Origin of the sequence: Paenibacillus maysiensis, from assembly GCF_000520815.1 — a bacterium.
In the GTDB taxonomy this organism is placed as follows: Bacteria; Bacillota; Bacilli; order Paenibacillales; family Paenibacillaceae; genus Paenibacillus; species Paenibacillus maysiensis.
In genome coordinates this window covers 61,230-87,919 of sequence record NZ_ASRY01000289.1, presented here as the reverse complement: position 1 = coordinate 87,919, position 26,690 = coordinate 61,230, and the positions used below count along the sequence as shown (strand labels likewise).

At 44.5% G+C, this 26,690-nt stretch carries 23 protein-coding genes and 1 pseudogene; 18 read left to right on the top strand and 6 right to left on the bottom strand.

The window, feature by feature from the left end; translation table 11 throughout:
- Window positions 1-93: 93 nt before the first annotated feature.
- Entirely contained in the window at window positions 94-720 is a 627-nt protein-coding gene (locus L696_RS0122095; RefSeq protein WP_025685586.1) for an FMN-dependent NADH-azoreductase, read from the bottom strand.
- Window positions 721-1,020: 300 nt separating this feature from the next.
- Here L696_RS0122095 and murI point away from each other — a divergent pair, with 300 nt between their 5' ends.
- The 10 genes and pseudogenes from murI (at window position 1,021) to L696_RS0122045 (ending at window position 10,148) form a co-directional block, all read left to right on the top strand.
- The gene (gene murI, locus L696_RS0122090) at window positions 1,021-1,824 is read left to right on the top strand and encodes a glutamate racemase (protein ID WP_025685584.1); all 804 of its coding nucleotides are present in this window, start codon (window positions 1,021-1,023) and stop codon (window positions 1,822-1,824) included.
- 89 nt (window positions 1,825-1,913) lie between these two features.
- A complete protein-coding gene (locus L696_RS0122085; protein ID WP_025685583.1) occupies window positions 1,914-2,147 on the top strand; it encodes a hypothetical protein in 234 nt (77 codons plus the stop codon).
- Between the two features lie 60 nt (window positions 2,148-2,207).
- Window positions 2,208-2,450: pseudogene (locus L696_RS0122080) on the top strand (VOC family protein); the annotation flags it as partial.
- A gap of 65 nt (window positions 2,451-2,515) precedes the next feature.
- Window positions 2,516-3,916 (top strand): MATE family efflux transporter, encoded by a 1,401-nt coding sequence (locus L696_RS0122075; RefSeq protein ID WP_025685581.1) that lies wholly within the window; start codon window positions 2,516-2,518, stop codon window positions 3,914-3,916.
- A gap of 259 nt (window positions 3,917-4,175) precedes the next feature.
- Window positions 4,176-5,156: a S8 family peptidase gene (locus tag L696_RS0122070; RefSeq protein WP_025685580.1), complete on the top strand. Its 981-nt coding sequence runs from the start codon at window positions 4,176-4,178 to the stop codon at window positions 5,154-5,156.
- A gap of 163 nt (window positions 5,157-5,319) precedes the next feature.
- Window positions 5,320-6,678, top strand: a complete 1,359-nt coding sequence (locus L696_RS0122065) for a hypothetical protein (RefSeq protein WP_025685579.1) — start codon at window positions 5,320-5,322, stop codon at window positions 6,676-6,678.
- 21 nt (window positions 6,679-6,699) lie between these two features.
- A complete protein-coding gene (locus L696_RS0122060; protein WP_025685578.1) occupies window positions 6,700-7,230 on the top strand; it encodes a TIR domain-containing protein in 531 nt (176 codons plus the stop codon).
- Between the two features lie 187 nt (window positions 7,231-7,417).
- On the top strand, window positions 7,418-7,585 hold the full coding sequence (locus tag L696_RS32810) for a TIR domain-containing protein (RefSeq protein WP_209440993.1): 168 nt from the start codon (window positions 7,418-7,420) through the stop codon (window positions 7,583-7,585).
- Window positions 7,586-7,602: 17 nt separating this feature from the next.
- Entirely contained in the window at window positions 7,603-9,630 is a 2,028-nt protein-coding gene (locus L696_RS0122050; RefSeq protein ID WP_025685577.1) for a TIR domain-containing protein, read from the top strand.
- Between the two features lie 32 nt (window positions 9,631-9,662).
- Window positions 9,663-10,148 carry a tetratricopeptide repeat protein gene (locus L696_RS0122045; RefSeq protein WP_025685576.1) on the top strand — a complete coding sequence of 162 codons (486 nt, stop codon included), beginning with the start codon at window positions 9,663-9,665 and terminating at the stop codon, window positions 10,146-10,148.
- A 206-nt stretch (window positions 10,149-10,354) separates the two neighbouring features.
- On the opposite strand, the gene budA is transcribed toward L696_RS0122045, so the two are convergent.
- Together budA and alsS are read right to left on the bottom strand one after the other, a co-directional pair.
- Entirely contained in the window at window positions 10,355-11,101 is a 747-nt protein-coding gene (gene budA / locus L696_RS0122040) for an acetolactate decarboxylase (RefSeq protein WP_025685575.1), read from the bottom strand.
- Window positions 11,102-11,263: 162 nt separating this feature from the next.
- The gene (gene alsS / locus L696_RS0122035) at window positions 11,264-12,961 is read right to left on the bottom strand and encodes an acetolactate synthase AlsS (protein WP_025685573.1); all 1,698 of its coding nucleotides are present in this window, start codon (window positions 12,959-12,961) and stop codon (window positions 11,264-11,266) included.
- A gap of 620 nt (window positions 12,962-13,581) precedes the next feature.
- Between alsS and uxaC the strand changes: the two genes are divergently transcribed.
- From uxaC to L696_RS0122020, 3 genes are all read left to right on the top strand, one after another.
- Window positions 13,582-15,006, top strand: a complete 1,425-nt coding sequence (gene uxaC / locus L696_RS0122030; protein ID WP_025685572.1) for a glucuronate isomerase — start codon at window positions 13,582-13,584, stop codon at window positions 15,004-15,006.
- Between the two features lie 148 nt (window positions 15,007-15,154).
- Window positions 15,155-16,555, top strand: a complete 1,401-nt coding sequence (locus L696_RS0122025) for a glycoside-pentoside-hexuronide (GPH):cation symporter (RefSeq protein WP_025685571.1) — start codon at window positions 15,155-15,157, stop codon at window positions 16,553-16,555.
- Between the two features lie 86 nt (window positions 16,556-16,641).
- The gene (locus L696_RS0122020; protein ID WP_025685570.1) at window positions 16,642-17,646 is read left to right on the top strand and encodes a LacI family DNA-binding transcriptional regulator; all 1,005 of its coding nucleotides are present in this window, start codon (window positions 16,642-16,644) and stop codon (window positions 17,644-17,646) included.
- A gap of 103 nt (window positions 17,647-17,749) precedes the next feature.
- Here L696_RS0122020 and poxB read toward each other — a convergent pair whose 3' ends face one another.
- Window positions 17,750-19,474, bottom strand: a complete 1,725-nt coding sequence (poxB, locus tag L696_RS0122015; protein WP_025685569.1) for a ubiquinone-dependent pyruvate dehydrogenase — start codon at window positions 19,472-19,474, stop codon at window positions 17,750-17,752.
- Between the two features lie 272 nt (window positions 19,475-19,746).
- Between poxB and L696_RS0122010 the strand changes: the two genes are divergently transcribed.
- From L696_RS0122010 to L696_RS0122000, 3 genes are all read left to right on the top strand, one after another.
- Window positions 19,747-21,240, top strand: coding sequence for a tagaturonate reductase (locus L696_RS0122010; protein WP_025685568.1), 1,494 nt, complete (start codon window positions 19,747-19,749; stop codon window positions 21,238-21,240).
- Between the two features lie 17 nt (window positions 21,241-21,257).
- Window positions 21,258-22,757, top strand: coding sequence for a UxaA family hydrolase (locus L696_RS0122005; protein WP_025685567.1), 1,500 nt, complete (start codon window positions 21,258-21,260; stop codon window positions 22,755-22,757).
- 262 nt (window positions 22,758-23,019) lie between these two features.
- Window positions 23,020-23,877, top strand: a complete 858-nt coding sequence (locus tag L696_RS0122000; RefSeq protein WP_025685566.1) for a hypothetical protein — start codon at window positions 23,020-23,022, stop codon at window positions 23,875-23,877.
- A gap of 196 nt (window positions 23,878-24,073) precedes the next feature.
- Here L696_RS0122000 and L696_RS0121995 read toward each other — a convergent pair whose 3' ends face one another.
- The gene (locus L696_RS0121995; protein WP_025685565.1) at window positions 24,074-24,964 is read right to left on the bottom strand and encodes a hypothetical protein; all 891 of its coding nucleotides are present in this window, start codon (window positions 24,962-24,964) and stop codon (window positions 24,074-24,076) included.
- Window positions 24,965-25,131: 167 nt separating this feature from the next.
- Between L696_RS0121995 and L696_RS29840 the strand changes: the two genes are divergently transcribed.
- Window positions 25,132-25,326: a helix-turn-helix domain-containing protein gene (locus L696_RS29840; RefSeq protein WP_342447950.1), complete on the top strand. Its 195-nt coding sequence runs from the start codon at window positions 25,132-25,134 to the stop codon at window positions 25,324-25,326.
- Window positions 25,327-25,457: 131 nt separating this feature from the next.
- On the top strand, window positions 25,458-26,270 hold the full coding sequence (locus L696_RS0121985) for a DUF3891 family protein (protein WP_025685564.1): 813 nt from the start codon (window positions 25,458-25,460) through the stop codon (window positions 26,268-26,270).
- Window positions 26,271-26,386: 116 nt separating this feature from the next.
- Here L696_RS0121985 and L696_RS31295 read toward each other — a convergent pair whose 3' ends face one another.
- Window positions 26,387-26,524 (bottom strand): hypothetical protein, encoded by a 138-nt coding sequence (locus L696_RS31295; protein ID WP_162833924.1) that lies wholly within the window; start codon window positions 26,522-26,524, stop codon window positions 26,387-26,389.
- Window positions 26,525-26,690: the final 166 nt, after the last annotated feature.

Sequence of the window (26,690 nt, the reverse complement as noted above, 5' to 3'; positions counted from 1 at the left end):
AGGGGAGCACGTGTTTTTCATACTTTATAACAAAAAAAGAGATATCCATCCCAACTAGGGGGCGGATATCCTCTTCTGCTCATATATATGGATTTAGAAGGATTTTGCAGCTTCTGTTGCACTTTGTACAGCAGCTTCAACAATGGCTTGTGCTTGATCTGGAGCTTGGTTATGTCCTTCCAGTACAACCTTCACGATGTCTTTCACACCGAAGAAGGATAAGATATTGCTCATGTAGTTCAAAGACATTTCAGCAGCAGCAGCAGGCCCTTCGGAATAAACGCCGCCTCTTGCATTCAACAGCAATACTTTAGTTTCAGTTACCAGACCAACTGGACCCTCAGCAGTGTATTTGAATGTTTTACCAGCTTGGTTCAAGTAGTCAATGTACGTATGCAGTACAGCTGGAATCGTCATGTTCCAAAGCGGGAAAGCGAATACGACTTTGTCTGCTGCCAGGAATTGATCCAGATATCCGTTAGCAATATTTGCCAGGCGAGCTTCTTCTGCGTTCAACTCCAAGCCTCTAGCGGATTTGAACGTGCCGTTAATCATGTTGGCGTTCAAATAAGGAAGCTCGACGGAGAACAGATCCAGTTCAGTGATTTCATCAGATGGATGGGAAGCTTTGTAGCTTTCCACGAAGGCGTTATACAGTTTAACGGTTGCGGATTCTTCGGCTGTACGATCATTAGCTTTGACAAATAATACTTTAGACATGGTTTATTTCCCCCTAAGTAAGTTCAGTAAGTAAGTTCAGTAAGTAAGTTCAGTAAGTAAGTTACCTCGTAATATTACAATATAAAGATAATATTCGTCAACACTTTTATATTAAATTTATTTTAAAAAGCTACTTTATTTTTTACACTGTAAAATTTATGTGTTTCTTTTGCAAAATATCTGTTTTGCGGTAAAATTTAAATATGAGCCGAATATAAGTTTGGATTCAATAGGTGAAAAATGAAATTACCATGTAGTCAGTAGGATAGGCACAACAGATAAACGAAAAAGGTGAGTAGCTTGAAGATTGGTTTTTTTGATTCAGGATTGGGTGGAATTACGGTATTATCTGAGGCCTTACGACGGCTGCCAAACGAAAATTTTGTATACTTGGCGGATACGCTTCATGTTCCTTACGGGACGAAAACACCGCAAGAGGTATGTGGATACGTCAAGGCTTCGGTACAAACTATTTTAAAAGAGGACATTAAAGCGCTGGTCATTGCCTGCAATACAGCCACGAGTATCGCGGTTGCGGAGCTGAGAAACGAATACCAGATTCCGATCATTGGCATGGAGCCGGCCGTGAAGCCTGCGGTAGAGATGAATCGAGCGAATGGTAAAAGAGTGCTAGTGTTAGCCACGCCGTTGACGTTAAAGCAATCCGGTTATGCAGCACTGGTGTCCAGAGTCGACGATCATGGAAGTGTGGATTCGTTGCCTTTGCCTGAGCTGGTACAATTTTGTGAGCAGTTAAATTTTGACCGGACAGAAATGGCCGAATATTTTAACTGTAAGCTGGCTGCGTTCGATCTGGACTTATACGGTACGGTTGTTTTGGGATGTACCCACTATCCTTTTTATAAAGAGATCTTGAAGGGGCTGCTTCCTTCCCATATTCAGCTAATCGACGGAAGTCATGGAACAGTCAGACGGTTAATACAGGTGTTGTCTGATCGTAATTTGCTGGCATCTCCGGCAAAAGCAGGTCAATCGCAGGAGGGACACATTACGTTCCTGTGTACCAGTCAGGATGCGGACTATGTCCATAAAATGGAGCGTGCGCTTGAAATTTATACGGAGCATGAGAAGATATCTTTTTAAAGTAGGTGCGGCTGGCGAACGGATTGAGTCATAGCGATGAATTCCAGCGCCAGTCGCGTAGCGGATTAAAGACATGGAGGGGGCTTTTGATGGACGTTCAACTGATCCTAAAGGAGCTTCATGAAGCAGGTGTATTTGAAGGTCATGTGCAAGAACTCATGCCCTTGACTAGAGGAACTTCAAGCGAAGTGATTGCCTTCATGGACGGAGCTGATCGCACACTACAAGCCTCTGGGAGAGGAACGTCATTATGGTTATCCAGACCATCCGTTTGTGGAATGGAGAGATTTTCTGCTGCACAGGACGAAGGAATCCTTATATGATCTGATATACGCCTTTTGCTCGAATATGAGTATACAAGGATGGAATCATATTTGCTTTTAATTCATCATTCCTATACGCATATTGCATTTTCGGTAGCGGAAGCGGATTTTGAGGATATGCTTAACAAGCTGAGAGCTTTCAATGTCACAATTTTGCCCGGACGAGAGCGGAATGAACAGGACAAAAGGTCAGTCTATTTTACAGATCCAGACGGACATAAGTTTGAATTCCACACAGGACAATTGCAGGATCGCCTGGAATATTATAAAAATGAGAAGAAGCACATGACTTTTTATGATTGAGTAAGCGGTATCCATAATAATGTCTGAGCATACACAGGGTTCTCATCCGGGAGGAATACAGAAGTATGTCACTTTCGCAGGAAAGCGGCTCCAAGCAAGCGCAAGTCGTTAAAACGATGACGGTTTTTGCAATCACTTGGCCGATCTTTATAGAAATGCTGTTTCATATTTTGATGGGTAGCGTGGATACATTCATGCTGAGCCATGTGTCGGACGAGGTTGTGTCGGCGGTAGGTGTGTCGAGACAGTTGATTGAATTTACGATTATTTTGTTCAATCTGCTTGGTCTTGGAGTAGGTGTCATCATCGCTCAACTATTGGGTGCACAAAAGCATGTGGATGCGAGCCGTGTTACGGCCTCGGCCCTGACCTTTAATCTGGTATTCGGTCTGGCGCTGAGTTTGACGTTTATCGTGAGCCGGGATTTTCTGCTGTCCTTTTACCATATTACCCCGACGATTAAGGAAAATGCCGAGATTTATATGATGCTGGCAGGGGGCTCGCTGTTTCTGGAAGCGCTTATGCTAACCGCAGGTCCGGTTATTCGTTCTCATGGTTTTACCAAAGACACGATGGTTGTGGGCATTGGTATGAATATTTTACATATTGTAGGGAATGCGCTGCTGATTTACGGCTGGTTTGGTCTGCCGCAAATGGGCGTGGCAGGAGCAGCGATTTCAACGGTGATTAGTCGTGCTGTAGCCTGTGTCTGGATTTTTATTCTGTTATACAAACGTGTAAGTGCGCCGATCCGTATCAAGTATTATGTACAGCTTCAATGGAGCAAGCTGGTGGCCATCTTGAAAATCGGCATTCCGGCTGGACTGGAATGGTTGTCTTATCAGCTCAGCCAAATGATGGTGACCCGGTTTGTCAGCTTCATGGGGACAACGGCGATTGCTACTCATTTTTATACGAATACGATTGTGTACTTTTTTATGGTGTTCGGAATGGCAGTGGGTGAGGGGACGGAAATTATTGTTGCTCGCCTGATAGGTGCAGGAGATAAGGAAAAGGCGTATCACCAACTGCTGCGCAGCCTGAAATGGTCGCTGGTCATTACGATTGCGGTGATCGTGGTGGTATCCTTTTTCCGGTATGAAGTGATGGCGATCTTTACGGATGAGCCGGCGATTATTCAACTGGGAGCAGCGATTTTGTTGTTCTGTATTTTGCTAGAGCCGGGCCGTGTGTTCAATCATGTCGTCATTAACTCCTTGCGGGCAGCGGGGGATGTACAGTTTCCGTTGATGATGGCGATCATCTCGATGTGGGGGATCAAAATCCCGTTGGCGTATGTGCTGGGCATTCATCTGGGATATGGTGTGCTTGGGGTGTGGATTGCACATGCCTGCGATGAGTGGGTACGAGGCATTTTCCACTACCTGCGCTGGAAAGGTCGGAAGTGGCAGCACAAGTCGCTGTTGTCCAAGGCTGAACTTCAAGCGGATTCGTTGTCAGGCTGACGCTCGAAGCTGTAGTTTCTCAGGCATCTCTATACATAGGCATTCTCCATACATATTGGGGATGTCTATTTTTTTACAAAAATAAGCAAAATGGGATGTTCAAACTTTTCAAAAATTGCTAGAATATAGTAACCTCGAACAAGAGTTTCAGTAGAGGTTTTCAAAGTTTCGGTTTTGAAGGTTTTGGTTTTGAAAGTTTTGGTTTTGAAAGTTTCAAAGACGGATGGTTTCCGATTGAATCCATGAAGGAGGGAATAGGATGGAACGTAAAGTGCATATCATTCCTTACCAAGTGATCAAGCAGGAGCAACAGGTGAATGAAATACCGCGAGGGGTGGAACTGATTCAGGCCCCTGCGGTGTGGAGCCAGACCCGAGGCCAGGGAGTGAAGGTCGCTGTGCTGGATACGGGCTGTGATGCGGACCATCCTGATTTGAAGGAACGCATTATTGGTGGCCGAAACTTCACAGATGATGATGACAGTGACCCGAATATTTTCACGGATTACAACGGTCACGGTACGCATGTGGCAGGTACAATCGCGGCAGCAGAAAATGAGGATGGTGTGGTGGGTGTGGCCCCGGAGGCGGATTTGCTCATTATCAAGGTGCTGAACAAGCAAGGTTCCGGTCAATACGACTGGATCATTCAGGGCATTCATTATGCGATTGAACAAAAGGCAGACATCATTTCTATGTCGCTTGGCGGCCCCGAGGATGTGCCTGAGCTGCATGAAGCGGTACAGAAGGCGGTAGCGAACCAAATTTTGGTCGTCTGCGCAGCGGGTAATGAAGGAGACGGTGACGACAGGACGGACGAGCAGGGCTATCCCGGCTGCTATAATGAGGTGATCAGTGTAGGTGCTGTGAACTTTGACAGACATGCTTCCGATTTCAGCAACTCCAATAATGAGGTAGATTTGGTTGCGCCGGGGGAAGATATTTTGTCTACCGTTCCGGGCGGCCAATATGCGACCTTCAGCGGTACTTCAATGGCTACCCCGCATGTAGCGGGTGCTTTGGCGCTGATTAAGCAGTTGGCGAACGCGAGCTTTGAACGGAATCTCACCGAACCGGAGCTATACGCCCAACTGATCAAACGTACCATTCCACTCGGTCATTCTGCTAAGCTGGAAGGCAATGGGCTGTTGTACTTGACGGCGGTAGAGGAGCTTTCCCGTATTTTCGACGCTCAGCGTGTAGCGGGGATATTGAGTGCAGGATCATTAAATGTTAAATAAGCCGTAACTACGGTTATATAGCGGTTCTCCTGAGGGGGAGCCGCTTTTTTGTGCAAAAATTTATCTTATGAAGAAAATTTAGGTTGACAAAATATTACATGATTCAACATAATAATATAGTACTAAAGTTTGTATAAATATGAAAAGGGGTTCTAAATAACTAATGAAAACAGGGATAACGCGTTATTTGTGTGCTGCTGCAGAACTAGATCGAAATTTTCGGCAAAAGGTGTTAGAACAAATCGTTTATAATCGTTACTGCTTTGTAGCTCCTAGCTATGGAGCAGATATTGCTACAGTTGCTGTTCAATGTATACAGGCAAAAAAACGGGACTTTTTTATGGATTGCGCTTTATTATTTCTTTTAGGATGGTTTGTTACGGCGATTTTTACAGATTTATTGATTTCTTGGCCGTTATTCTTATCCTTTCTAGTTAACATTGGATTTAGAATATATCCTTACTGGTATGTAACAAACAAGCTTTCTTCAGAAAATATTTCAAGTGACAAAGCACCTGCTCTCAAAGAGATAGGGAATGATTTTTCGAAAAAAATGGAGGAGATGAATCGGGAAGGCAACGTAATCTATTTCGGAGGGGACTCACCATTTGTAGGAGCCGGTAATCGCTTATCAGGATGGTCTTTTTTAGCAGAAACAAAAATTAAAAACTCGGACGAATACATCAAACTTAACAACGCTGATCTGTATACATACATTGATAGTAAAATGAAAGAGCTAAGTATTTCTCACATGACTACTGCAAATGCTCTTTATGTAGATGGCAGTAAAATCAGGAATGATTCAAGGTTCCTGGAGAAAGAAATGAGTTCTCCTAAGAGAATGATTGATGCGAAATTTTTGCAAGAATACACAGAGCTAGAAGAAGAGCATGTTCGCTTCTATAAATCGATTCAAATTACAGCGTGGGACGGAGATTTTGTGTTCAGCACATTTTTTAGAGTACACTTTACACCACAAAATCTGTTTGTAGAAATGCAGAATTATCTGTTACCCCCTTTGAAAAAGGAATTTTATGCAATAGATAAGCATGGCTCTGATATTCCAGTACCTTTTATTATAAAAAGCATTCTATCTTCCATTATCCCAACATTTACAGGACTTTTTAAATCCATTGGTGGTGTTTTGCGTGGGTTTAATGAATTTGTAGCTCAATCTTATAAAAAAGAGATGACACGTACGGAAATTAAACACAATCTAATTTTTAACTATGGGGCTAGAAAGAGCATAAGAGAACTCGCAGCAGATCATAAGTTGCATAATTTCTTTCAGGAATCGGATGTGGATATGTATAGAAAAAGAATAGAGAAAAGGCTTTTACAAAGTATTCTCGAGTATCTTGAAGAAGTTAATGTGGATACAAGAGAGTTTAAAGCACGAGAGAATGTGATTGTAAATAATGGAGTCATGGTTACAGGTGGAGAGATTAACAACTCTCAAATAACAGGTAAGGGCAATTTCAAAAATAAACTTGCAAAAGTAGCAGAACAAATAACAAATTGAACCTCGAAGGAAGTGTAGGTTATGAAATTCGGGTCCATAGTTAACAATGGGGTCATGATTACAGGTGGAACTGTGAAAAATAGCAGTGTTGTTGGGCAACAAATATCCGCGTCAGTACAATCTTCAGAACAGAATTCAAAGCAGGATAAAAAATATGATGTTGGCCTGTCATTCGCAAATGAAGATCGTGCTTTTGTAGAAATGGTGCTTCATCATATTAAGAAAACTGAAATGCGCTATTTTTATGACAAGGATGAGGTAGCCCAAATTTGGGGAAATGACTTGTACAGATATCTAACCGATGTATATGTTAATCAGTGCAAATATACAGTTGTATTTCATTCAGCTTCTTATACAAAGAAGAAGTGGACCCAAGTAGAATGGGGTGGCATACGAACAAAGCAACTTTTGGAGCAGAAGGACAGCTTACTGTTGGTATTACTGGATGATTCAAATATCAGCGAAATTACGGATCAATGGTCATATCTGGATGGTAGGGAGTACAGTGCGAAGGACATTGCGCAAATTATTTGTCAAAAAGTATTCGGTTAATGATTAACAAATTTAAGTAGGGAGGTGAATTTTTTGGCCTACAAAGTATTCGTTAGTTATCATCACGCTAAAGATCAAGCGTATGCAAACCTATTCAGAGATTTCTATGGGCAAGACAATACTTTTATTGATTCCTTCACTGTCTCGTGAAATTATTAGTCATGAAGATGACTATATACTTAAGTAGATTCGAACTAAGCATCTTAAAGATTCAACTGTAACATTTGTATTAATTGGCGAGTCTACTTGGTCAAGGCGATGGGTTGATTGGGAAATTTATTCATCCTTGTGCGGGTATGGTGAGAGAACTGCCAATTTAAAGAGAAATCTTTTTGAATGGAGAAATTTACTTTAAATTAAGGGAGAAGCTATATGCAAGAGTTTAAGACGCCACTAAATATCTATGTGGGCTGGCATCATGAATTTAATGAGGGTTTAGAATTGGCTGAAAACATTTTCACCTTTTTCAATAGAGATGTTAATGATTCTTTTTCCAGAGGTATAAGCATACCTGTTTTCTTTCGGAGTGGAGAAAACTTAAGTCCAATTTCTACAGAAGATTCAGTGTTTACAGCGGTAGTTTTGCTGGTAGACTCGAATATGGTCATTGATAATGAATGGGACAAATATATTAATCAATTGTTAGCAGTTAATGAGAAGTTTCCCAAAAAATTTATGTTATATCCTATAGCAATAGAGAGAAATGCATTTAACCTGAAAAATAGTTTATTGAAAAAAAACTTTATCAGGTCATATGAGCATGATAATGACTGGATTTATATAGCTAGTATGCTCACGCATGAGTTTTGTAGGTTATTGTACAACGTTAAAAGAATCAATGAGGAAGATAAAAACAGTCGAGCGAATGGACCTGTCAAACTTTTTATTAGCCATGCTAAAGAAGACGGTGTTAACTTTGCTAAAAGTTTATGTTCCTTTATCAGTGCTGAAACTCCTTTGAAAACATTTTTTGATGCTAACGATATTGCATTCGGATATGATTTTCCACAAGAGATTGAATCCCATATTAATAAATCTGTATTTGTGGCAATACATACCGATAAGTATTCTTCTAGAGAGTGGTGCCGGAGAGAAGTGGTATTGGCCAAAAAACACAATCGACCTATGGTATTAATCAATCTGTTTAATGAGGGGGAGAGTCGCAGTTTTCCTTACATGGCCAATGTAAAAACTATTCGAATAAACCAGAAGGGGAATAAAAAAAATAAAAATTTCAAAATTATTCTATTTACTTTGGCGGAGACACTTCGTTTTAAGTATCATGAAATGTTTATGGATTATTTGGTGAGGAAATTACCCATTCCAGCTAAGGAAAGAAATATTTTTTCTTATCCTCCCGAGCTGCTGACTCTTTTTTCGGGTCTTGTTCAAGATGAAAAATATATTATTTATCCCGATCCTCCTCTGAGTCAGGAAGAAATCGATATTCTTAATCTTGCTAACCATCAGATTCAATATATTACCCCTACAATGCTTCCGGCTGTTAATAAGGTTGAAATTGAGAATGATATATCTGGTTCCAAAATTGGATTATCTATTTCAGAAGTTGAAGAAATGCATCAAGAGGGATATGGAAAAATCCACCTTCGTGACGCTTTAGTAGAAGTATCCCGATATCTTCTTGCCAGTGGGTACCAACTAGCCTATGGTGGTGATGTTCGTTATAATTCCACTTTTAATTTCGCTCAGTTATTATTTGATTTAGCTAGGACTTATAATAAGGCGCAAATCAAGCCATTTGAAAAAATAGACAATTATTTAGCATATCCTTTGTGTGCTGTTATTTCAAAAAAAGAAAAGGGAGATTTACAAGATATTGTGAATCTGATAGATGTCATTCCTACAACATGTACCTCTAGAGATCCGTATAAGGTATATGATGCAAAAACAGCAGCTGACAAAGTAATCTGGTCGATATCATTAACAAAGATGAGGACAGCAATGAACAAAAATATCTCTGCAAGGGTTATTATCGGGGGGAAGATTAGGGATTTTAAGGGTAAGTACCCGGGAGTTTTTGAAGAAGCATATATATCTTTAATGAGTGGTACGCCAACGTTTGTGATTGGAGGTTTTGGTGGAGCAGCTAGTGTAATTTCTGGAGCTTTACTCGGAGAACAACGAGAAGAGCTAACCGAAGATTTCTATACAAAAAATGAAGAATACAAGAGATTTTTTGATTTGTTCAATTTAGAAGCAGCCTTGAATGATTATGAATCTATAAACTTTTTAAAGCTTCAGAAATTATTTAATGAAAAAGGGGTAGCAGGTCTGCATAATGGGCTTACCCTGAATGAAAATAACATTCTGTTTCAATCAAAAAATCTCAGTGAAATAATAGGCTTAATTTTCACAGGATTAGGTAGATTGTCTATTTAAAATTAGCTAATATTCGAAACGAGTGATCTGACATGAACGATATTATTGCAAAAGCCAGCGAGCTAAGGCGCACAGGGCAGGCGGAGGAAGCGCGCAAGCTGTTATTGAAGGCATTGGAGCAGGAGCAGAATGATGCCGAGCTGTGGTATCAGACGGCTTGGACGCATGATACATTAGGACTGGAGAGGGAAGCAGTACCTTTTTACGAAAAAAGTCTGGGTATGACGTTATCGGCAGAATCGAGGAAAGGGGCGATCCTAGGATTAGGCAGCACGTACCGTGTTTTGGGAGAGTATGCCAAGGCGAAATCGTGCCTTGAAACAGGCATGAACGAATTTTCGGATTACAGGCCGTTTCGCGTATTTTATGCGATGGTGTTATACAATCTTGGAGAACATGGGAAGGCCATGCAAGGCCTGTTAACGGAGCTGGCTGAAACCACCTCGGACTCGCCAACACAAGCGTACTCACGAGCGATTCAATATTATGCAGATAAGCTGGATCAGATTGAGACGTAAGTATGAAATGATGAGAAAAACAATAGATAATCATTATCGCGCATTTATTCGGAAGTGCATACTAAAAAAGATCGCAGCCAGAGAGCATCAAGTATCTCTTCTGGGCTGCGATCTTTGGTTTTTACTTGGGGTTGGCGGAGTGGCACGTCATGTACATTTCCAGTTCAATTTATATAGACTGTACCTTGTTGAATCATACACTGCGATTATTGCGCACCCTCGGTAACGGCGATTTCCTTCTCCAGATTTTCTCTGGACAGGTTGGCGGCCAAATAATCCGGTGTTTCGGGCAGGACGAGGTGCAGATTGGATTTTTGACAAACACGAATTGTGCACTTGTCGACAACAAAATCAAAGACATGTCCGCCTCCGGTGCGTTCGTCGTTAATAAAGTGCAAATGGAAACCGGCCACTCCAATTCCTTGAGCATACGCAGGTGTCCAAAACCCGGTAATCACGCCGGAAGCGTCGTTAAAGGAGAACGTGGGCTGTGATTTGGTCGCTTCGATAAAAGGCTTGTAAGGCTTCACCTGGTGAGGCACGGTGCGTGTCTTCACTTCACGAAAAGTGCCGTCCATACGGAAGGCATAGAACAGATTACGACTTGGAAACAGCTTTAGCAGCAGAGCTTCCAGCTCTTCACGATGCATGGGACGGTCAATAGTATATGTGAAATCTTCACGGAAAAAGGTGACTGTGGAAAAGGGAGTTGTCTCTTCCGGTTTTACACGATGGGCCGTACCGTCTGGAAGCAAGTGATAAAACTCACCATCAAACGCAATCATCTCGCCATTCAGTTGATCAAAGGTACCAATTCCGAAATCCCCGTGCTTTTGCAACTCCTCAAAGGCAACAACTCCGTCATAAAGACCATCTAATAGAGCAAGCATAGTGGACGTTTGGTAAATATCATGATCAGTTTCTTGCTTGGTTTCCAGTCCTGCAACGGTCATGGTAATACACTTCCTTTTGTAATTGTATGCATTTATTTTCTTTCTTTTTCAATAATAAACGTAAAATTTCAGTAAATAACATGGATAACCCAAAAAACTCATAAAAAAAACGTTAAACTCCATTCATTGTCACAAAGCCGTCACGATTGGGCAACTGTGAATTCAGTTTAACTGATTGGGCAGCAGTTTACGTCCCAACTGGATATTATCCTGATAATCAATCGGAATATCGACGACCACGGGGCCATCGGTATGTAGTGCCTGTTGCAATACGCTCTCCAGTTCTTCAGGGGAATGCACGCGCAATCCGGTTGCCCCGAAGCTTTCGGCATATTTCACGACATCCACATCTCCGAATTCTACGCCGGACGTTCTGCCGTATTTAATCTGTTGTTGAAAGGCGACCATGTCGTAGGTACCGTCTCTCCATACAATATGCACAAGTGGGGAGTTGAGACGTACGGCAGTTTCAAGCTCCATGGATGAGAAAAGAAATCCTCCGTCGCCAGAAATGGAAACGACTTTTTGACCGGGATTGACTAGTGTGGCAGCAATGCCCCAGGGAAGAGCTACACCGAGTGTCTGCATTCCGTTACTGAACAGAAGGCGACGCGGCTCATAGGAGCGGAAATACCGGGCCATCCAAATGTAGTGTGAACCCACATCGCAGGTGACCGTGACGTTATCATCAATCAGGCTGCGCAGCGTACGAATGAATTGTAATGGATGAATCAGATAGTTGTGCTTGCGAGCAGGAACGGCGGCTTGCTCGTTCAGCTCGTGACGAAGACGATTCAGTTGGGCGCATGAGGCTTCAGGTAGTTTTACTGTAGGCAATTCTTCTGCGAGACTGCGCACGATCAGGGCTATATTGCCGATCAGTTCGTAATCCGGTTGATAATCATGGTCGATATCCGCCTGATGATCATCGAGATGAATGAGGGTCCGGTTTGCAGGAATGTTCCAGTTTTTCGGATCGTATTCAATGGGGTCATAGCCAATAGTCAGCACCAGATCTGCGGCTCCAAGGAGCATGTCACCCGGCTGATTGTGGAACAGACCGACTCGGCCAAAATAATGATTCTCCAATTCGCGGGAAATGGCTCCGGCAGCCTGGAAGGTTTCGACGACAGGCAAATCCGTATTTCGAATCAGTTCACGGATGGCTGCTGTGGCTTCAGGCGTACTGGCTTTCATACCGAGGAGAAGTACGGGCAGTTTGGCTTTTCTGATTTGGCCTGCGACTTGTTTGATGAGACCGGCTGGTGCGATTCCAAGCTGTGGGAGAGAAAGCTTCTCAATGGCTGTCACTTCGGATGACGAAGTCAACACGTCCTGCGGCAGACTGACAAACGTGGCTCCAGGCTGGGCTGAGGTCGCAATCCGAAATGCGTTAGTAATAGCTTCCGGTACATTATCAGGATGTTCTACTTCTACACTATATTTAGTGATCGGCTCGAATAAACCGGCATTATCCATGGATTGATGCGTGCGTTTCAGGCGTTCGGATCTTGGGACTGCACCTGCAAGAGCGACGACGGGATCACTCTCTGCATTAGCAGTGACAAGTCCTGTCGCCAAATTGGATGCACCGGGACCAGAGGTGACAAGGCATACGCCTGGCTTCCCAGTTAATCGACCGACTGCAGCGGCCATAAAGGCGGCATTTTGTTCATGACGGCATATGATCAATTCTGGACCTCGATCTTGAAGGACATCGAAAACCGAGTCAATCTTGGCACCTGGAATACCAAAAATGTGCGTTACACCTTGTTTAATCAAGCAATCGACAACGAGGTCAGCTCCTTTTGTAGCGGTTTTAGCATGGATAGTTTGCACTTTTGTGCTCAACGCAATCACCTCTTCTTTGGATATGGTTACAAAATACTTTCAATGTAAAACATTGGTTGTATATGACAATTATAATACAATAACTGGTACTTTCAAGAGTAAAATTTTCTGAAAAAGAGCGAAAATATATAAAAACGTTTTCAAAGCGCGGTTTAAGAGGAAAAATAAAAATTGCGGAGATTTGGAAATAAAGGATTTTCAAACAATGCTCATGCCCTAAAATAAGTGAGGGGCATTTTATTGAAAATGACAAGATGAAGGGGAAGAGGGAGTGAAAGTTGAAACGTTTCATAATAGTCTGAAATAAAGCTGGACGAAGAAAACAGATCTGCAGAGGTTGTGGCAGGTCTGTTTTTTTGTTCCTCCACATGATAAAAATCACTTTCCTCTGCAAAGGATAGCGGTTACAATGTAATTGTTGTTAACGTAAACATTAAATTTAAGGAGAAGTAATCAAGGGTGATTCGACATGCCATGCAGGTATCGTATTATAGCGGTATCATTTGATATAAGTAGGTAACCTGCTATGCGTTATAGAATGCTATTACTGAATAGCAGCAAGATCGAATTCTTTTTTGTTCACGTTAACAATTATTCAGAAACATGATTATAGAAGGGACGAATGAGCCATGACCAAAGCATTTTTAGACGACAACTTTTTGTTGAGCAATCCAACCGCTGAAATTTTGTATCATCAGTATGCCAAGGATCTACCGATTATCGACTATCACTGTCATTTAAGTCCACAGGAAATTTACGAAAATAAAACGTTCAAAAACATTACAGAAGCATGGCTGTACGGAGATCATTACAAATGGAGACTCATGCGGGCCAATGGAGTTGAGGAACGCCTGATTACTGGAGATGCGGAAGATTATGACAAATTTTTGGCTTGGGCCAAAACCGTACCTACACTGATCGGCAACCCGCTGTATCATTGGACGCATTTAGAGCTTCAGCGCTTTTTTGGTGTCCATGAACTGCTGAACGAACAGAATGCGCCTGTGATTTGGGAAAAGGTGAACCAAAAGCTGCAAGGAAAGGGTTTTAGGGCACGTGATCTGATTGTGAATTCAAAGGTAACCGTTGTGTGCACTACTGATGATCCGACGGACCATCTCGAATATCATAAGCAAATTAGCAAGCTGACGGATTTTCCAGTGGCTGTACTGCCAAGCTTCCGCCCAGACAAAGCACTGGAAATTAACCGCGAAACATTCCAGCCTTGGGTCGCTCGATTGGGTGAAGTGAGCGGACTGGATGTTTCCGGTCTGGAAGGATTTTTGAACGCGCTGGCGAGCAGGGTCCGTCACTTCCATGCTGCTGGAGGAAGGGTGTCCGATCATGCGCTGGATACGGTCGTTTATGAAGAAACAACACATGAGGAAGCGGCAGCGATATACAGCAAGGCGCTGGAGGAAGGCCATGTGACTCCATTAGAAGAGGCGAAATACAAATCGTACGTCCTTGTATTCCTTGGGAAACAGTATGCAGAGCATGGCTGGGCTATGCAGTACCATATTCACGCACTGCGTAACAATAACACGGCCATGTTCCGCAGCTTGGGACCGGATACAGGCTATGATGCAGTGAATGACGGCTCCATCGCTCGTCCGCTGGCGGCATTGCTGGATGCACAGGAGCTGGCAGGAGGTCTGCCGCGAACAATTTTGTATTCACTCAACTCAGTTGATTATCCGGTGCTGGCAAGTCTTGCAGGCGGTTTCCAGTCTGGCGGAACACCAGGTAAAATCCAGTTTGGTACCGCTTGGTGGTATAACGACCATATCGAAGGCATGCTGGAGCAATTGAAGCTGCTCGCAAACTATGGTGTGCTGTCCCGCTTCATTGGTATGCTGACGGATTCCCGCAGCTTCCTGTCCTATACACGGCACGAATATTTCCGGCGGATACTTTGTGATTTGATCGGAACATGGGTACAGGAGGGCAAGGCACCTGAGGATCTGGAGCTGCTCGGAGAAATGGTACAAAACATTAGCTACAATAATGCCAAGCAATATTTTAATTTCCCGACGGTTGTTCACAGCAAGTGATGATGTACAGAAGGAACTTGTAAATTCACATTTCAATAGATGCCCTTGCCGGGAGGCAATTCAAGCTCCGGGTAAGGGGGATTGAAAACAGAATACGTATCAGACAAGAATGTGAAAATAATTACAAAGATAGAGGAGTGAGCAGGCTATGGGAGTGCCTATCGTTCAGGAGAGCATCCAAACTGACAACAAGACAGGTGAGCATATCAGCCTGAAAGAAAAGATTTCGTATGGTATGGGTGACTTTGGAAACGGATTCATGTTTGATTTGGGACAGTTGTATTTGCTGAAATTTTTTACGGATGTAGCAGGAGTTTCAGCAGGAGCAGCCGCAATCATTTTCTTGGTCAGCAAGCTGTTTGCCGCCGTCTGTGATCCCATTGTCGGGTCCTTTGTTGATTATCGCAAGCATATTGGTACACGCGGAAAATTTAGACCTTTTCTTATCGTTGGAAGCGTTATCCTTGCTATTCTTACGGTTCTTACCTTTATTTCACCGAATATTTCACCCACAGGCAAACTTATTTACGCCTATGCGTCTTATATGATCTGGGGTGTTGGATATTCTATTGTAAACATTCCATACGGCTCGCTGGGTGCCGCCATTACGCAGGATACTATACAGCGTGCCTCATTGTCATCTTTCCGTCAGGCAGGATCACTGGGCGCATTGTTCGTAACCAGTGTCATTGTCATGCCGCTTATTTTACTGTTTCCTAACCATCATGTTGGATATCCGGTCGTGATGGGGATCATGTCTCTCATTGGTGTGATCGCTTTCATCGTATGCTATCGGGGAACGAAGGAGCGTATTGTCAGTCAGTCGGGACCGAAGGAAAAACTTTCTTTTGGCGTGATCGTGCATACCTTTACGACCAACAAGCCTCTGCTGGTACTCGTGTTGATGACGATTTTCACCATATCCGCGTACAATATCAAGTCTGCGTTACTGATCTATTTTGCCGAATATAATTTGGGACATGTAGAATTAATGGCTTATATGAATTTTATTATAATCGGTTCTTCGTTGCTGGGTGTATTATTCCTGCCCAAGCTAGTGCGGCGCTTCGGTAAACGAAAAACAGCCATGCTTGGGATGCTGGTCAGTGTCATTGCCGACTCCATGAACTTCTTTATGCCTTCGAATGTATATATTTTCACCATTCTGGCCAGTATTTCGTTTATTGGTATTAGTATTCCTAACGGGGTTACCTGGGCCTTTGTCTCCGATATCATTGACTACGGCGAATGGTCATCCGGGGAGCGGAAGGAAGGGATTACCTACTCGCTTTTTAACTTTTCACGCAAATTGGCTCAATCCTTGTCCGGCTTTCTGTCCGGGATCGGGCTGGCGTTTATCGGATATGTCCCAAATGTAGTTCAAACCTCTGGAACGCTGCTCGGAATCAAGGCGCTGCTGTGTCTCTATCCGGCTGTTGCCCTGCTCATTGCCATGCTGGTAATCGGTAAAATGTACAAGCTGACAGACAGCAGACACGCAGAAATGGTTCAAGAGCTACAGCGTCGACATGCTGATAACCGCGTATAATTTGTGAAAGTCTTCTTTTCCGGGCGGCTCCTGTGGTATGGTGGGTATATAATTTTTTAGAGCCTCAGTAAAGAAAGGATACGTATATGGCAGCTACCATTAAAGACATTGCCAAATTGGCGAATGTTTCCCATACGACCGTTTCCCGGGCGCTCAACAACAGCCCACTAATCAAAGAAGATACCAAACGCAAAATTATGGAGCTGGCGGAGCAACTCAATTACATTCCAAATTTTAACGCCAAAAGCCTTGTTCTCCAGCGCTCGCATACAATTGGCCTGTTTTTCACCAGTATTTCGGAAGGCACTAGCTCCAGCTTTTTTGCGGATACCATCCGCGGAGTTAATCATGTCATCGGGGTGGATTACAATCTGTTTGTGGGAGGGATTGACGATTACGCCGATTTTTCGGCCATTCACCGCAAACGTTTTGATGGCATCATCCTGATGAGTCAGAGCGAGGCGGACAACCCGTTTATTTATCATGTGCTCGGTCAGGGCATTCCGCTCGTCGTGCTGAATCGGCAGGTGCCCGGGGCAGGTATTGTGAATGTCATTTCGAACGATAAGGAAGGGTCCTATGCGGCAGTTTCTTTTCTCATTGAAAGCGGTCATGAACGCATCGCGATCATTGAAGGGGTAGAAGGCTTTAAGTCCACCCAGCAACGGCGAGAAGGTTTTATGAATGCGCTGATTGACAGCGGCAAGCCGATTCGGCACGAATACATCGTGCATGGACATTATGACACCGAAAGCGGAAGTCAGGCGATGAAGCAGTTGCTTTCCTTGGAGGAACCGCCGACGGCGGTGTTTTGTTCTAACGATGACATGGCTATCGGGGCGATGAACGCGGTATTCGAGCACGGCTTAAAAGTACCGGACGATATCTCGGTCATTGGCTTTGACGATATCGGCTTTTCGATGTATACGACCCCGCCGTTAACGACGGTCAAAAGACCGATTGAGCAGATTAGCGCGCGTGGAGCCGCGTGTATTTTGGAACGGATCCAGTCACCGTCGAACGAGGGCGAGCTTATATTTATGGAAACCGCGCTCATGAAGCGGAAATCAACGGCAGACAGGCAACGTTAAGCTTGATTTTATTGGAAAAAGGCAGGCCAAAAAGGGCAGGTTCAGTGCATGACGCGCTGTTCCTGCCCTTTGGTATTCAAATCTGGGCGAGTGCGGCGGCTTTCTATCTTAAAAGATTGGTTTTCGCCAGTTCAATAATTTCGTCACCGCGCCCGTTCAGCACAGCTTTCATCATCCATAGCGAAAAACCTTCAGCCTGTTTGAGATTAATCTTAGGTGGCATGGATAGCTCCTGACGGTTTACCACCACATCCACCACCACAGGACCATCGTGAGCCAATGCCTGTTGAATTGCGTCCTCCAGCATCGCCGGATCTTCGACTCGAATTCCCTTGAGACCCATAGCTTCCGCGACTGCGCCAAAATCAGGATTCACCAGCGCGGTGCCGTTTTCCAAAAAACCGGCTGCTTTCATTTCCAGCTCAACAAAACCGAGGGCGCCGTTATTGAAAACAATAACTTTTACAGGTAACTGATGCTGTTTCAGGGTGAGGAGATCGCCCATCAGCATCGTCAATCCGCCATCGCCAGAGAGAGCAATCACCTGTCGGTCAGGCTCAGTGGCTTGTGCCCCAATCGCTTGCGGCAATGCACTTGCCATCGTTCCGTGATTGAAGGAGCCGATCAGTCGGCGTTGGCCGTTCATTTGCAAATAACGTGCTGCCCACACGGTAGGCGTACCCACATCACAGGTGAAAATGGCATTTTCATGCGCGGCATCACTAACTACCTTGGTGAGATATTGCGGATGAATCGGCGTATGACCCGGTTTGCCAACCGCCAGTTCATCCAACTCCTGACGCACCTTGGTATAGTGAGAGACGGTTTTTTCCAAATGCTTGGCATCATGCTCTGTCGTTAAAAGAGGAAGCAGCATTTCCAACGTTGCTTTTACATCCCCGCACAGCCCATACGTTAAAGGAGTGCGTCTGCCGAGGTGGGCAGGCTCTATATCCACTTGCAGCACAACTGCATTTTCGGGATAAAACTGTCTGTAAGGAAAGTCTGTTCCGAGCATAAGCAGGACGTCACAATCCATCATCGCATGGTATCCGGAAGAATATCCGATCAGACCTGTCAAGCCTGCATAATAAGGATTGTTATACTCCAGGTATTCCTTGCCTCGAAGGGCAGCGACCATAGGGGATTTCAGCTTGTCGCACAATTGCATGAGCAACTCATGGGATTTAGCACAGCCGGAGCCGCATAACAAAGTGATTCGTTTACCTTCATTCAGGTACTCGGCCAGCCGGGAAATTTCAGAAGCTGACGGATGCACCACAGGTGCAGTGGGATGGTAGACATGTTCGGGAATAGGCGCCTTTTCCGCTGCTAAAGCCGCCACATCTCCGGGAAGAACAATGACGGAGACACCTGAACGTGAAACCGCCTGTTGTATAGCCATCGTAATCGTTCTTGGAATTTGTCGTGGAGTCGTAATGACTTCACAGAAGTGGCTGCATTCCCCGAAAAGATGCTCGGGATGCGTAGCCTGGAAATATTCGCTTCCAATTTCGTCGCTTGGAATATGGGCCGCAATAGCGAGTACAGGTACCCGATTGCGATGACAATCATATAATCCGTTAATAAGATGTAGATTTCCGGGACCACTGCTGCCAGCGCACACTGCAATGCTGCCAGTAAGATCAGCATCTGCCCCGGCTGCAAAGGCAGCCACTTCTTCGTGCCGCACATGAATCCATTCAATTTGACCGTTCCTGCGAATGGAATCGACCATATTATTTAAAGAATCTCCAACGATACCATAAATTCGCTTGACCCCTGTATTGACTAAAACTTCTACAATAGTATCTGCGATTGTCTTCATAGATGTTCCTCCTGCCTAGTAAGTAATGTTATCCTGCCCATGCTATCTTGCATCTATTCTAATTAGCCTTAACCGTCTTGGTTCAGGTGCGAAACAGCGGGAAGATAATCATAGATCCGCGTAAGGTTGCATAGTTTGCATGTTAACGTGTTCATATTATTGTCATTAATAATTTATAAAACTAAAAATATTGAGAAAACTATTTTGTTAACGTGTGCATTGTGATAAAATATTGTTGAAATCATTAAGGTAATAATGGGAGGTTACTCCGGATGAAACAAGCAGATGAATTGGACCAATTAAACAGAAAAAGCTTTATCGTGACAGAGCCGTATCCTGAAAGAGTGCTGCAATTCGGGGAAGGGAATTTCCTGCGTGCTTTTGTAGATTGGCAATTTGACAAAATGAATAAGCTGGCCGATTGGAATACGGGTGTTGTCATTGTACAGCCGCAGGCAGGAGGTCTCGTAGAGAAGCTTAATGAGCAGGATGGCCTGTACACGGTTATTCTCGAAGGGATGAAGGATGGGCAGGCCGTGAAGGAGCATACCGTTGTGGAATGCGTCACCCGCGGGCTTAACCCGTACAGCTCAGATTGGTCAGAATATGAGGCGTTGTCCCAAAAACCGGAGCTGCGCTTTGTCGTATCGAATACGACGGAGGCAGGAATCGCTTACGGACCGGAGGATCGGCTGGAGGATCGCCCCCAAAAGAGCTTTCCGGGTAAGCTGGCTGCTTTGCTGTATAAGCGCTTTCAATTTTTCAATGGAGATCAAAGCAAGGGCCTGGTTATCATCCCATGCGAGCTGATCGACCGTAATGGAGATGCGCTCAAGGAAATTGTGTTGAAATATGCAGATCAGTGGAAGCTTGGGACTGAGTTTACATCCTGGCTGGAGGAAGCGAATACGTTCTGCAACAGCCTTGTGGATCGGATTGTGCCGGGTTATCCCAAGGACCGGATCACAGAGATTCAAGCAGAGCTGGGTTATAAGGACAGTCTGGTCGTTGTCGGTGAACAGTATCATCTGTGGGTCATCGAAGGCCCACAATGGCTCAAGGAAGAATTACCTGCTCATCTGGCTGGACTGAACGTACTGATCGTCGACGATATGGCGCCATACCGTACACGCAAGGTACGCATTTTGAACGGGGCTCATACAGCGCTTACGCCTGTCGCTTATTTATATGGTTTGGATACGGTAGGGCAGGCGGTCGAGCATGATGTCGTGGGTGCTTTTATCCAGTCACTCATTCGAGAAGAAGTTATTCCAACGCTGGATTCGCCAGCAACGGAATTGAATGTATACGCCGATGATGTTGTTGAACGGTTTCATAATCCGTATGTGAGTCATTATGTCATGAGCATTGCATTGAATTCGGTATCCAAGTTCAAGACACGTAATTTGCCTTCCCTGCTTCAATATGTGGAGCAGCATAAGGCATTACCTGCCAAAACGGTATTTTCGCTGGCGTCTTTATTCGTATTTTACCGTGGAAAGAGAGACGGCGAGCCGATTGTTTTGGCAGATGAAGCGGAAGTGTTGACCGCGTTTGGCGAGCTGTGGAGCGGATATGATGGAACACTTGCCGGAGCGAAGCAATTAACGGCGCAGATACTGGGCAAGCAGACCTGGTGGGGGCAAGACCTGAACCAGATTGCAGGATTGGCTGAACAGACGGCACAGCATGTGTATGAGATTACAAGCAGGGGAATGAAGGAAACGCTGGATTCTCTAACCGGGAACAGCGTGCCCAGAGTATAAGCAAGGAGGAGACTGGAATGCTGGAATTCATTCAAATTCATGATCAAGATAACGTGGCTGTCGCTTTGCGTGATTACAAGCAGGGCGAGACGCTGGCGTGGGGAGCGCAAGCAGAACAGCGCGTGGAGCTGGCTGAGGATGTGGCGCGTGGGCATAAAATTGCGTTGCAGGACATTCCTGAAGGCGGGAACGTGCTGAAATACGGATATCCGATCGGTCATGCCATTCAGCCCATTCAGGCAGGGCAGCATGTGCATACGCATAATACGAAGACGAATCTGACGGGCGTAGAGGAGTACACCTATAAGCCTAAACCCGCGCCTCATTTATATGAACAGGAGAGTCGTACGTTTCAGGGTTATCGACGAAAGGACGGCCGCGTGGGGATTCGCAATGAGTTGTGGATTGTACCAACGGTCGGTTGTGTGAACGGGATTGCCGAGCTTATTTTAAATCGTTTCAAGCAGGAAGCGGGCGATATTTCGCCTTTTGAAAATGCACTTGTACTCAAGCATAACTACGGCTGTTCCCAGTTGGGAGACGACCATGCACATACGCGCACGATTTTGATTGATGCGGTCAAGCATTCCAATGCGGGTGGCGTGCTGGTTCTTGGCTTAGGTTGCGAGAACAATGAAATGAAGGAGTTTAAGGAAGCTATCGGGGAATATGACCCGGAACGAGTGAAGTTTTTACTTTCCCAGGAAGTATCGGATGAAGTGGAGGAAGGGGTACGACTGCTTCATGAAATTTATGCGGCCGTGCAGGAAGATCGGCGAGAGCCTGTACCTTTAGCTGAGCTGAATATCGGCTTGAAATGCGGCGGCTCTGACGGCCTATCCGGTATTACCGCCAACCCGCTGCTTGGTCGGCTGTCGGATTATATGGCCGCGCAGGGCGGAACGACGGTACTGACTGAGGTACCGGAAATGTTTGGCGCAGAGACGATTCTTATGGAACGTGCGGCAGACGAGGAAGTATTCGGCAAAATCGTGCATCTGATTAACGATTTCAAGCAATATTTTCTGGATTACAAGCAGCCGGTATACGAAAATCCGTCGCCGGGCAACAAAGCAGGAGGCATCACGACACTGGAGGATAAATCGTTGGGCTGTACGCAAAAATCTGGCTCTTCCACGGTCACCGATGTCATTCAGTATGGGGAGCGTCTCAAAACCAAGGGGCTCAACCTGCTCAGCGCACCGGGGAACGATCTGGTTGCTTCTTCGGCGCTTGCGGCAGCGGGCTGCCAGCTCGTTATTTTCACAACTGGACGCGGTACGCCTTTCGGTTCCTTCGTTCCGACGATGAAGGTTTCGACCAACTCGCCGCTGTATAAGGCCAAACCCCATTGGATCGACTACAATGCAGGTTCACTGGTGGAGGATGTTAGCATGGAGGATGCACTCCGCAGCTTTGTGGATTACATTGTCGATGTAGCCAGCGGAACCTGGGTGAACAACGAGAAGAACAATTTCAGAGAGCTGGCTATTTTTAAAAACGGTGTTACGTTGTAAAAGAGGTTGTAACGTAGGGGAGGCGGAAGGATTCCGCTTCCTTTTTTGTGTTGGTGTGACCTGCTTCGGCATAATTCATAATTGGAATTTATTATTATAAAAAGCTTGCGGCATAGTTGATTTTATGATATAACTTAATTAAGTAATAATTACGTAATTAAGTTACTTGATCAATCATATCATGAACGGTATTCAGTTCTTTCTTTTGCTTGGCGAACTTCTATTTGGTGAATATGAAAAGTCGGACAAGGAGGTGGGGAGGGTGGATGATCTTGTTCACTCCGACATCACAGATTTAGACACACTTGTTAACATGATTAAGCTGTCATTTTCGTTTAACGACGGAGCCAATATGATTGCTTTATGTGATCATCTGTACGACCGTGCCAGTCAGAAGTATCAGGAGTTACAGTTCTACAAAGCGCACAAGAAATCCGTACAACTCATACATACCAAACGTCCACTAGTATATTACTATGGATACAGTCATCTGATGAAAGGAATGGCCTTCCAGAAACAGGGTAAATATGATGAAGCCCGAGATTGCATCGAAAAGTATTCGGAATTGGGCTGGTTTAATGGTCTTGATCCACACGGGGAAGCGGAAGTCGAGTATTATCGCCATGCCGCCAAAGCCAATCTGTATGCCCTTGATATTTTGTCAGGCCGTTTTGAAGTGTTGCAGGAATACGTTCAATTTCTTCAAAACAATCCGGAAGAACTGTTACCGGGGCTTCTTTCCATCGTGGAGGGGGCATCCAGGCACGACTATCCTTTAGAGGCTGTGCTTGAACCCTTTGCTGAACAAATTGACGATTTCAAATATCTCGAAGAGCCTGTGAATGTGTCTTATTATTTTCGCTTTTGCTATCAATTGTCTCTCTACTACATCAAGCAGCAGCGGTTTACAGTTGCGCTGAACTATATTCTGCAATCCCTCATGCTGTCAGATACCCTGGGTATGGAGCATGAGCATGAATTCAGGAAGTGTACCGCAATATTTGAGATTTTCAGAACCCAAGCTACGGCAACACAGCAAGACCAATATATAACTATTTTAAAAGGAGTGTTAAAGGATGAAAAAATTGATTTCACAGCCTCTGTCGCTCAGTCTGTTTAGCTTGCTGGTGTTTGTTACAAGTCATGACCTCATTTCCGTGTTTTATCATGGAGCAAATCATTAATTGGACAGAAGTAAGTAGAAAAGAAGCTCTCCGACAACTAGATAAATGATGTAAAAGTATGCTAAATCATGCCAAATAGCAAGCAAGCTCATTAGGAACCGGGCTTGCTTGCTATTTGGTGTTTCATGAATACTAAGCCGTAGTAGGCTTATGCAGAACACCCTGATCTGATGGATGCAATGAAATTTTCAACTGCTGGTAGGCCGGGAATGTTTCTTCCATTTGGTATGGACTGCTCTTTAAGGCCCCATCCAATGCTTGTAGTAAAGAGCTCACGAACTGCTCTGGTGAAAAGAAAATACTTTGTCCGACCATATGAACGTGAAGCTCGTTATGGTCACGGTTGCTCACTGACAAAAGCAATCCACGACCCTGGAAACCAGTGCCGATCGCTCGTACCTTGTTTATGCCCGAAAGCAGCATTTCCGTTTTCAACGCACGACCCTGTTCCTCTATAAACACGGAAATCAGGCGTTTATCCGTCACGATAATAATTTGGTTCCCCCGAAACGTATGGGTAAGATGCACAAAATCTTTATACACTCCAATAGCCTGCTCATCGGGAGAGATGATCCCCAAACGCACAAACTCAACTAACTCGGCAGCATCAGGCTCCTGATGATTTTTAATCCGTTTCTTGATACTAAATTGAATAGTGAGGATACACAAAATAGTTATGACAAAAGAAGTCAGTCGGGCATGAAACACGAAGAACATCAGGGCGATAGAGATGCCTACAACCCATTGTGCCCAGGTGAGATAACGCAGCTTTTGTTGAACCGTAAGGCGATAGTACCAATGGCCCTTTCCTGGCTGATATTCCGAAGTAAACCGGGTCATACCGCGCAACAGCCTTAAAGCATAAGCGGATAAAACCGTTATCCCCAGGGAAAGAATCGTCAAAAGCCATTCTTGAGCCGCAACGCCGACTAAAGTACACAGGCCAAACAAAATGATCCCCGCCCAGCAGGCTACCTTTTTAATCCGTATCTGTTTTTGAATCGAACGAACCAATTCTTCCACTTTTTTAATCCTCCTGATCTAGATGTATAGGTAATGATTGGAATAATATATAGGCTTATCGTACCATTGGATAGTCTTCTTCGTAAATCAATAGATTGTAAAAATTCGCAACAGGCCAAAAATATTCTGCGACTCGGAACGCTGCTACCTGAACTTTAGACACCAAAATCAAAAAAATCGGTATATGTAAAAAGGCTGGCATTGCAGAAGCCAAAAAGCTACTGGGGTGTCTAGGAGGCAAGATTTATGAAATTGCTGCTAACGTGGGCTTTGACAATGCAAAGCATTTTAACAAGGTGTTTCGTGAGCTGGAGGGGATGACCCCGCAGCAGTTTCGAGTGAAGAATCAAAGGGGTAATTAGACATAAGGAGGCAGAAAACTTCACTGCCTTTTTACCCTTATCCTGATATAATAAACGTAAGCATAACCATGGCCTTCGATCAGAGAGTTTGTACACAATCACACGAATCGCCGAACGGAAGGGGAGAGCATATGGTTATTTATGAAACGGACCAAGCTTATATCATGACGACGCAGCATGACCATGCCCATATTTCAGGTGAGTTGGCTTCACAATGGGAAGAGAGCGCCTTCAAGAATAGACGTCATAAGCAGGATTTTGTATATGCAGCAAGGGAGCATGATCGGGGTTGGATACAGTTAGACGCTGCTCCTTTCTGGAATGATCATGTGTCTGCACCTTATACGTTTATTGATTTTCCGCTCAGTCCACGTTTTGTTTTCTATCATCTTGGGATTGATGAAGTCGAGCAAGGAAATACGTATGCGGCGTTGCTGTGCAGCTTGATGTACAAGGAGCTAGTCGGACGGACCGAGCATCAAAACGCTCAGGACAAGCAGATTACGAATGTTTATCAGGAGGCAGAGGAACGGCGTCGGCAGAGGCTCAAACAGGAGCTGGCATGTGGCGTAACTTTCGAACATCAAGTGCGGACGGATGTACGGAGAATGTTGTTTTGCGACGAATTGAGTCTGTTTCTGTGCAGTCGAGAGCCGGGTACGCCTACAGCAGATTATGAATGGTTTGCTGAAGGTTTGAGCTTCCCGGCTGTTCGTCATGAAAGCGGGCGAGTTTGGGCAGAGTGGTTATCGGATCAGACTGTAGGTCTTTCCTTTTTTCCTTTCAAGGGCAAGGTAGGGATTACTCATACCTTTAAGAAGGTGGACAAAGAGAAAATTCGTACCTTTGGTCTCCTAGAGGCCTATCGTTCCTCCGAATGGAAGCATCGAACCTTTACCATTGAACATATCATGGAAATAGAAGAACACAAGGAGAATGCCTGACCGTCTACTGATACAGCCTCGAACAGATATATTGTTCGTGGATGCAGAGAAAAGTCAGAGCAGAGCCTCCCTGAACAATGATTCAGAGAGGCTCGCTTTTTTCTTGCTTTAACATTTTACGATTTAGCAGATGTTTTTGCACGGTTGACAATAGTCTGTACCTTATTCAGTATCTTATCGCGTGCCCCTTTATTTTTCATCAGATACGTAACACCCATTCCTAATACTGCTACCACCCATTTTTTATTCTTCATGAATAACGCCTCCTTATGATCATGTTGTCATACACAAATGCTTTAAAAGCATCCAAAATGTGAAAAGATGAACGGGATTTTACGATTTAGTGATTCCTTGCACTCGTTCCGCATAACTATGATTTACCCTTTCCATCACATCTTACCCGTTCCTTCAGGACTAAAA

Coding starts and splice junctions, on each gene's coding strand:
- L696_RS0122095 (WP_025685586.1), bottom strand. CDS start 720: ATGTCTAAAGTATTATTTGTCAAAGCTAATGATCGTACAGCCGAAGAA.
- L696_RS0122085 (WP_025685583.1), top strand. CDS start 1,914: ATGGACGTTCAACTGATCCTAAAGGAGCTTCATGAAGCAGGTGTATTT.
- L696_RS0122075 (WP_025685581.1), top strand. CDS start 2,516: ATGTCACTTTCGCAGGAAAGCGGCTCCAAGCAAGCGCAAGTCGTTAAA.
- L696_RS0122070 (WP_025685580.1), top strand. CDS start 4,176: ATGGAACGTAAAGTGCATATCATTCCTTACCAAGTGATCAAGCAGGAG.
- L696_RS0122065 (WP_025685579.1), top strand. CDS start 5,320: ATGAAAACAGGGATAACGCGTTATTTGTGTGCTGCTGCAGAACTAGAT.
- L696_RS0122060 (WP_025685578.1), top strand. CDS start 6,700: ATGAAATTCGGGTCCATAGTTAACAATGGGGTCATGATTACAGGTGGA.
- L696_RS0122050 (WP_025685577.1), top strand. CDS start 7,603: ATGCAAGAGTTTAAGACGCCACTAAATATCTATGTGGGCTGGCATCAT.
- L696_RS0122045 (WP_025685576.1), top strand. CDS start 9,663: ATGAACGATATTATTGCAAAAGCCAGCGAGCTAAGGCGCACAGGGCAG.
- budA (WP_025685575.1), bottom strand. CDS start 11,101: ATGACCGTTGCAGGACTGGAAACCAAGCAAGAAACTGATCATGATATT.
- uxaC (WP_025685572.1), top strand. CDS start 13,582: ATGACCAAAGCATTTTTAGACGACAACTTTTTGTTGAGCAATCCAACC.
- L696_RS0122025 (WP_025685571.1), top strand. CDS start 15,155: ATGGGAGTGCCTATCGTTCAGGAGAGCATCCAAACTGACAACAAGACA.
- L696_RS0122020 (WP_025685570.1), top strand. CDS start 16,642: ATGGCAGCTACCATTAAAGACATTGCCAAATTGGCGAATGTTTCCCAT.
- poxB (WP_025685569.1), bottom strand. CDS start 19,474: ATGAAGACAATCGCAGATACTATTGTAGAAGTTTTAGTCAATACAGGG.
- L696_RS0122010 (WP_025685568.1), top strand. CDS start 19,747: ATGAAACAAGCAGATGAATTGGACCAATTAAACAGAAAAAGCTTTATC.
- L696_RS0122005 (WP_025685567.1), top strand. CDS start 21,258: ATGCTGGAATTCATTCAAATTCATGATCAAGATAACGTGGCTGTCGCT.
- L696_RS0121985 (WP_025685564.1), top strand. CDS start 25,458: ATGGTTATTTATGAAACGGACCAAGCTTATATCATGACGACGCAGCAT.
- L696_RS31295 (WP_162833924.1), bottom strand. CDS start 26,524: ATGAAGAATAAAAAATGGGTGGTAGCAGTATTAGGAATGGGTGTTACG.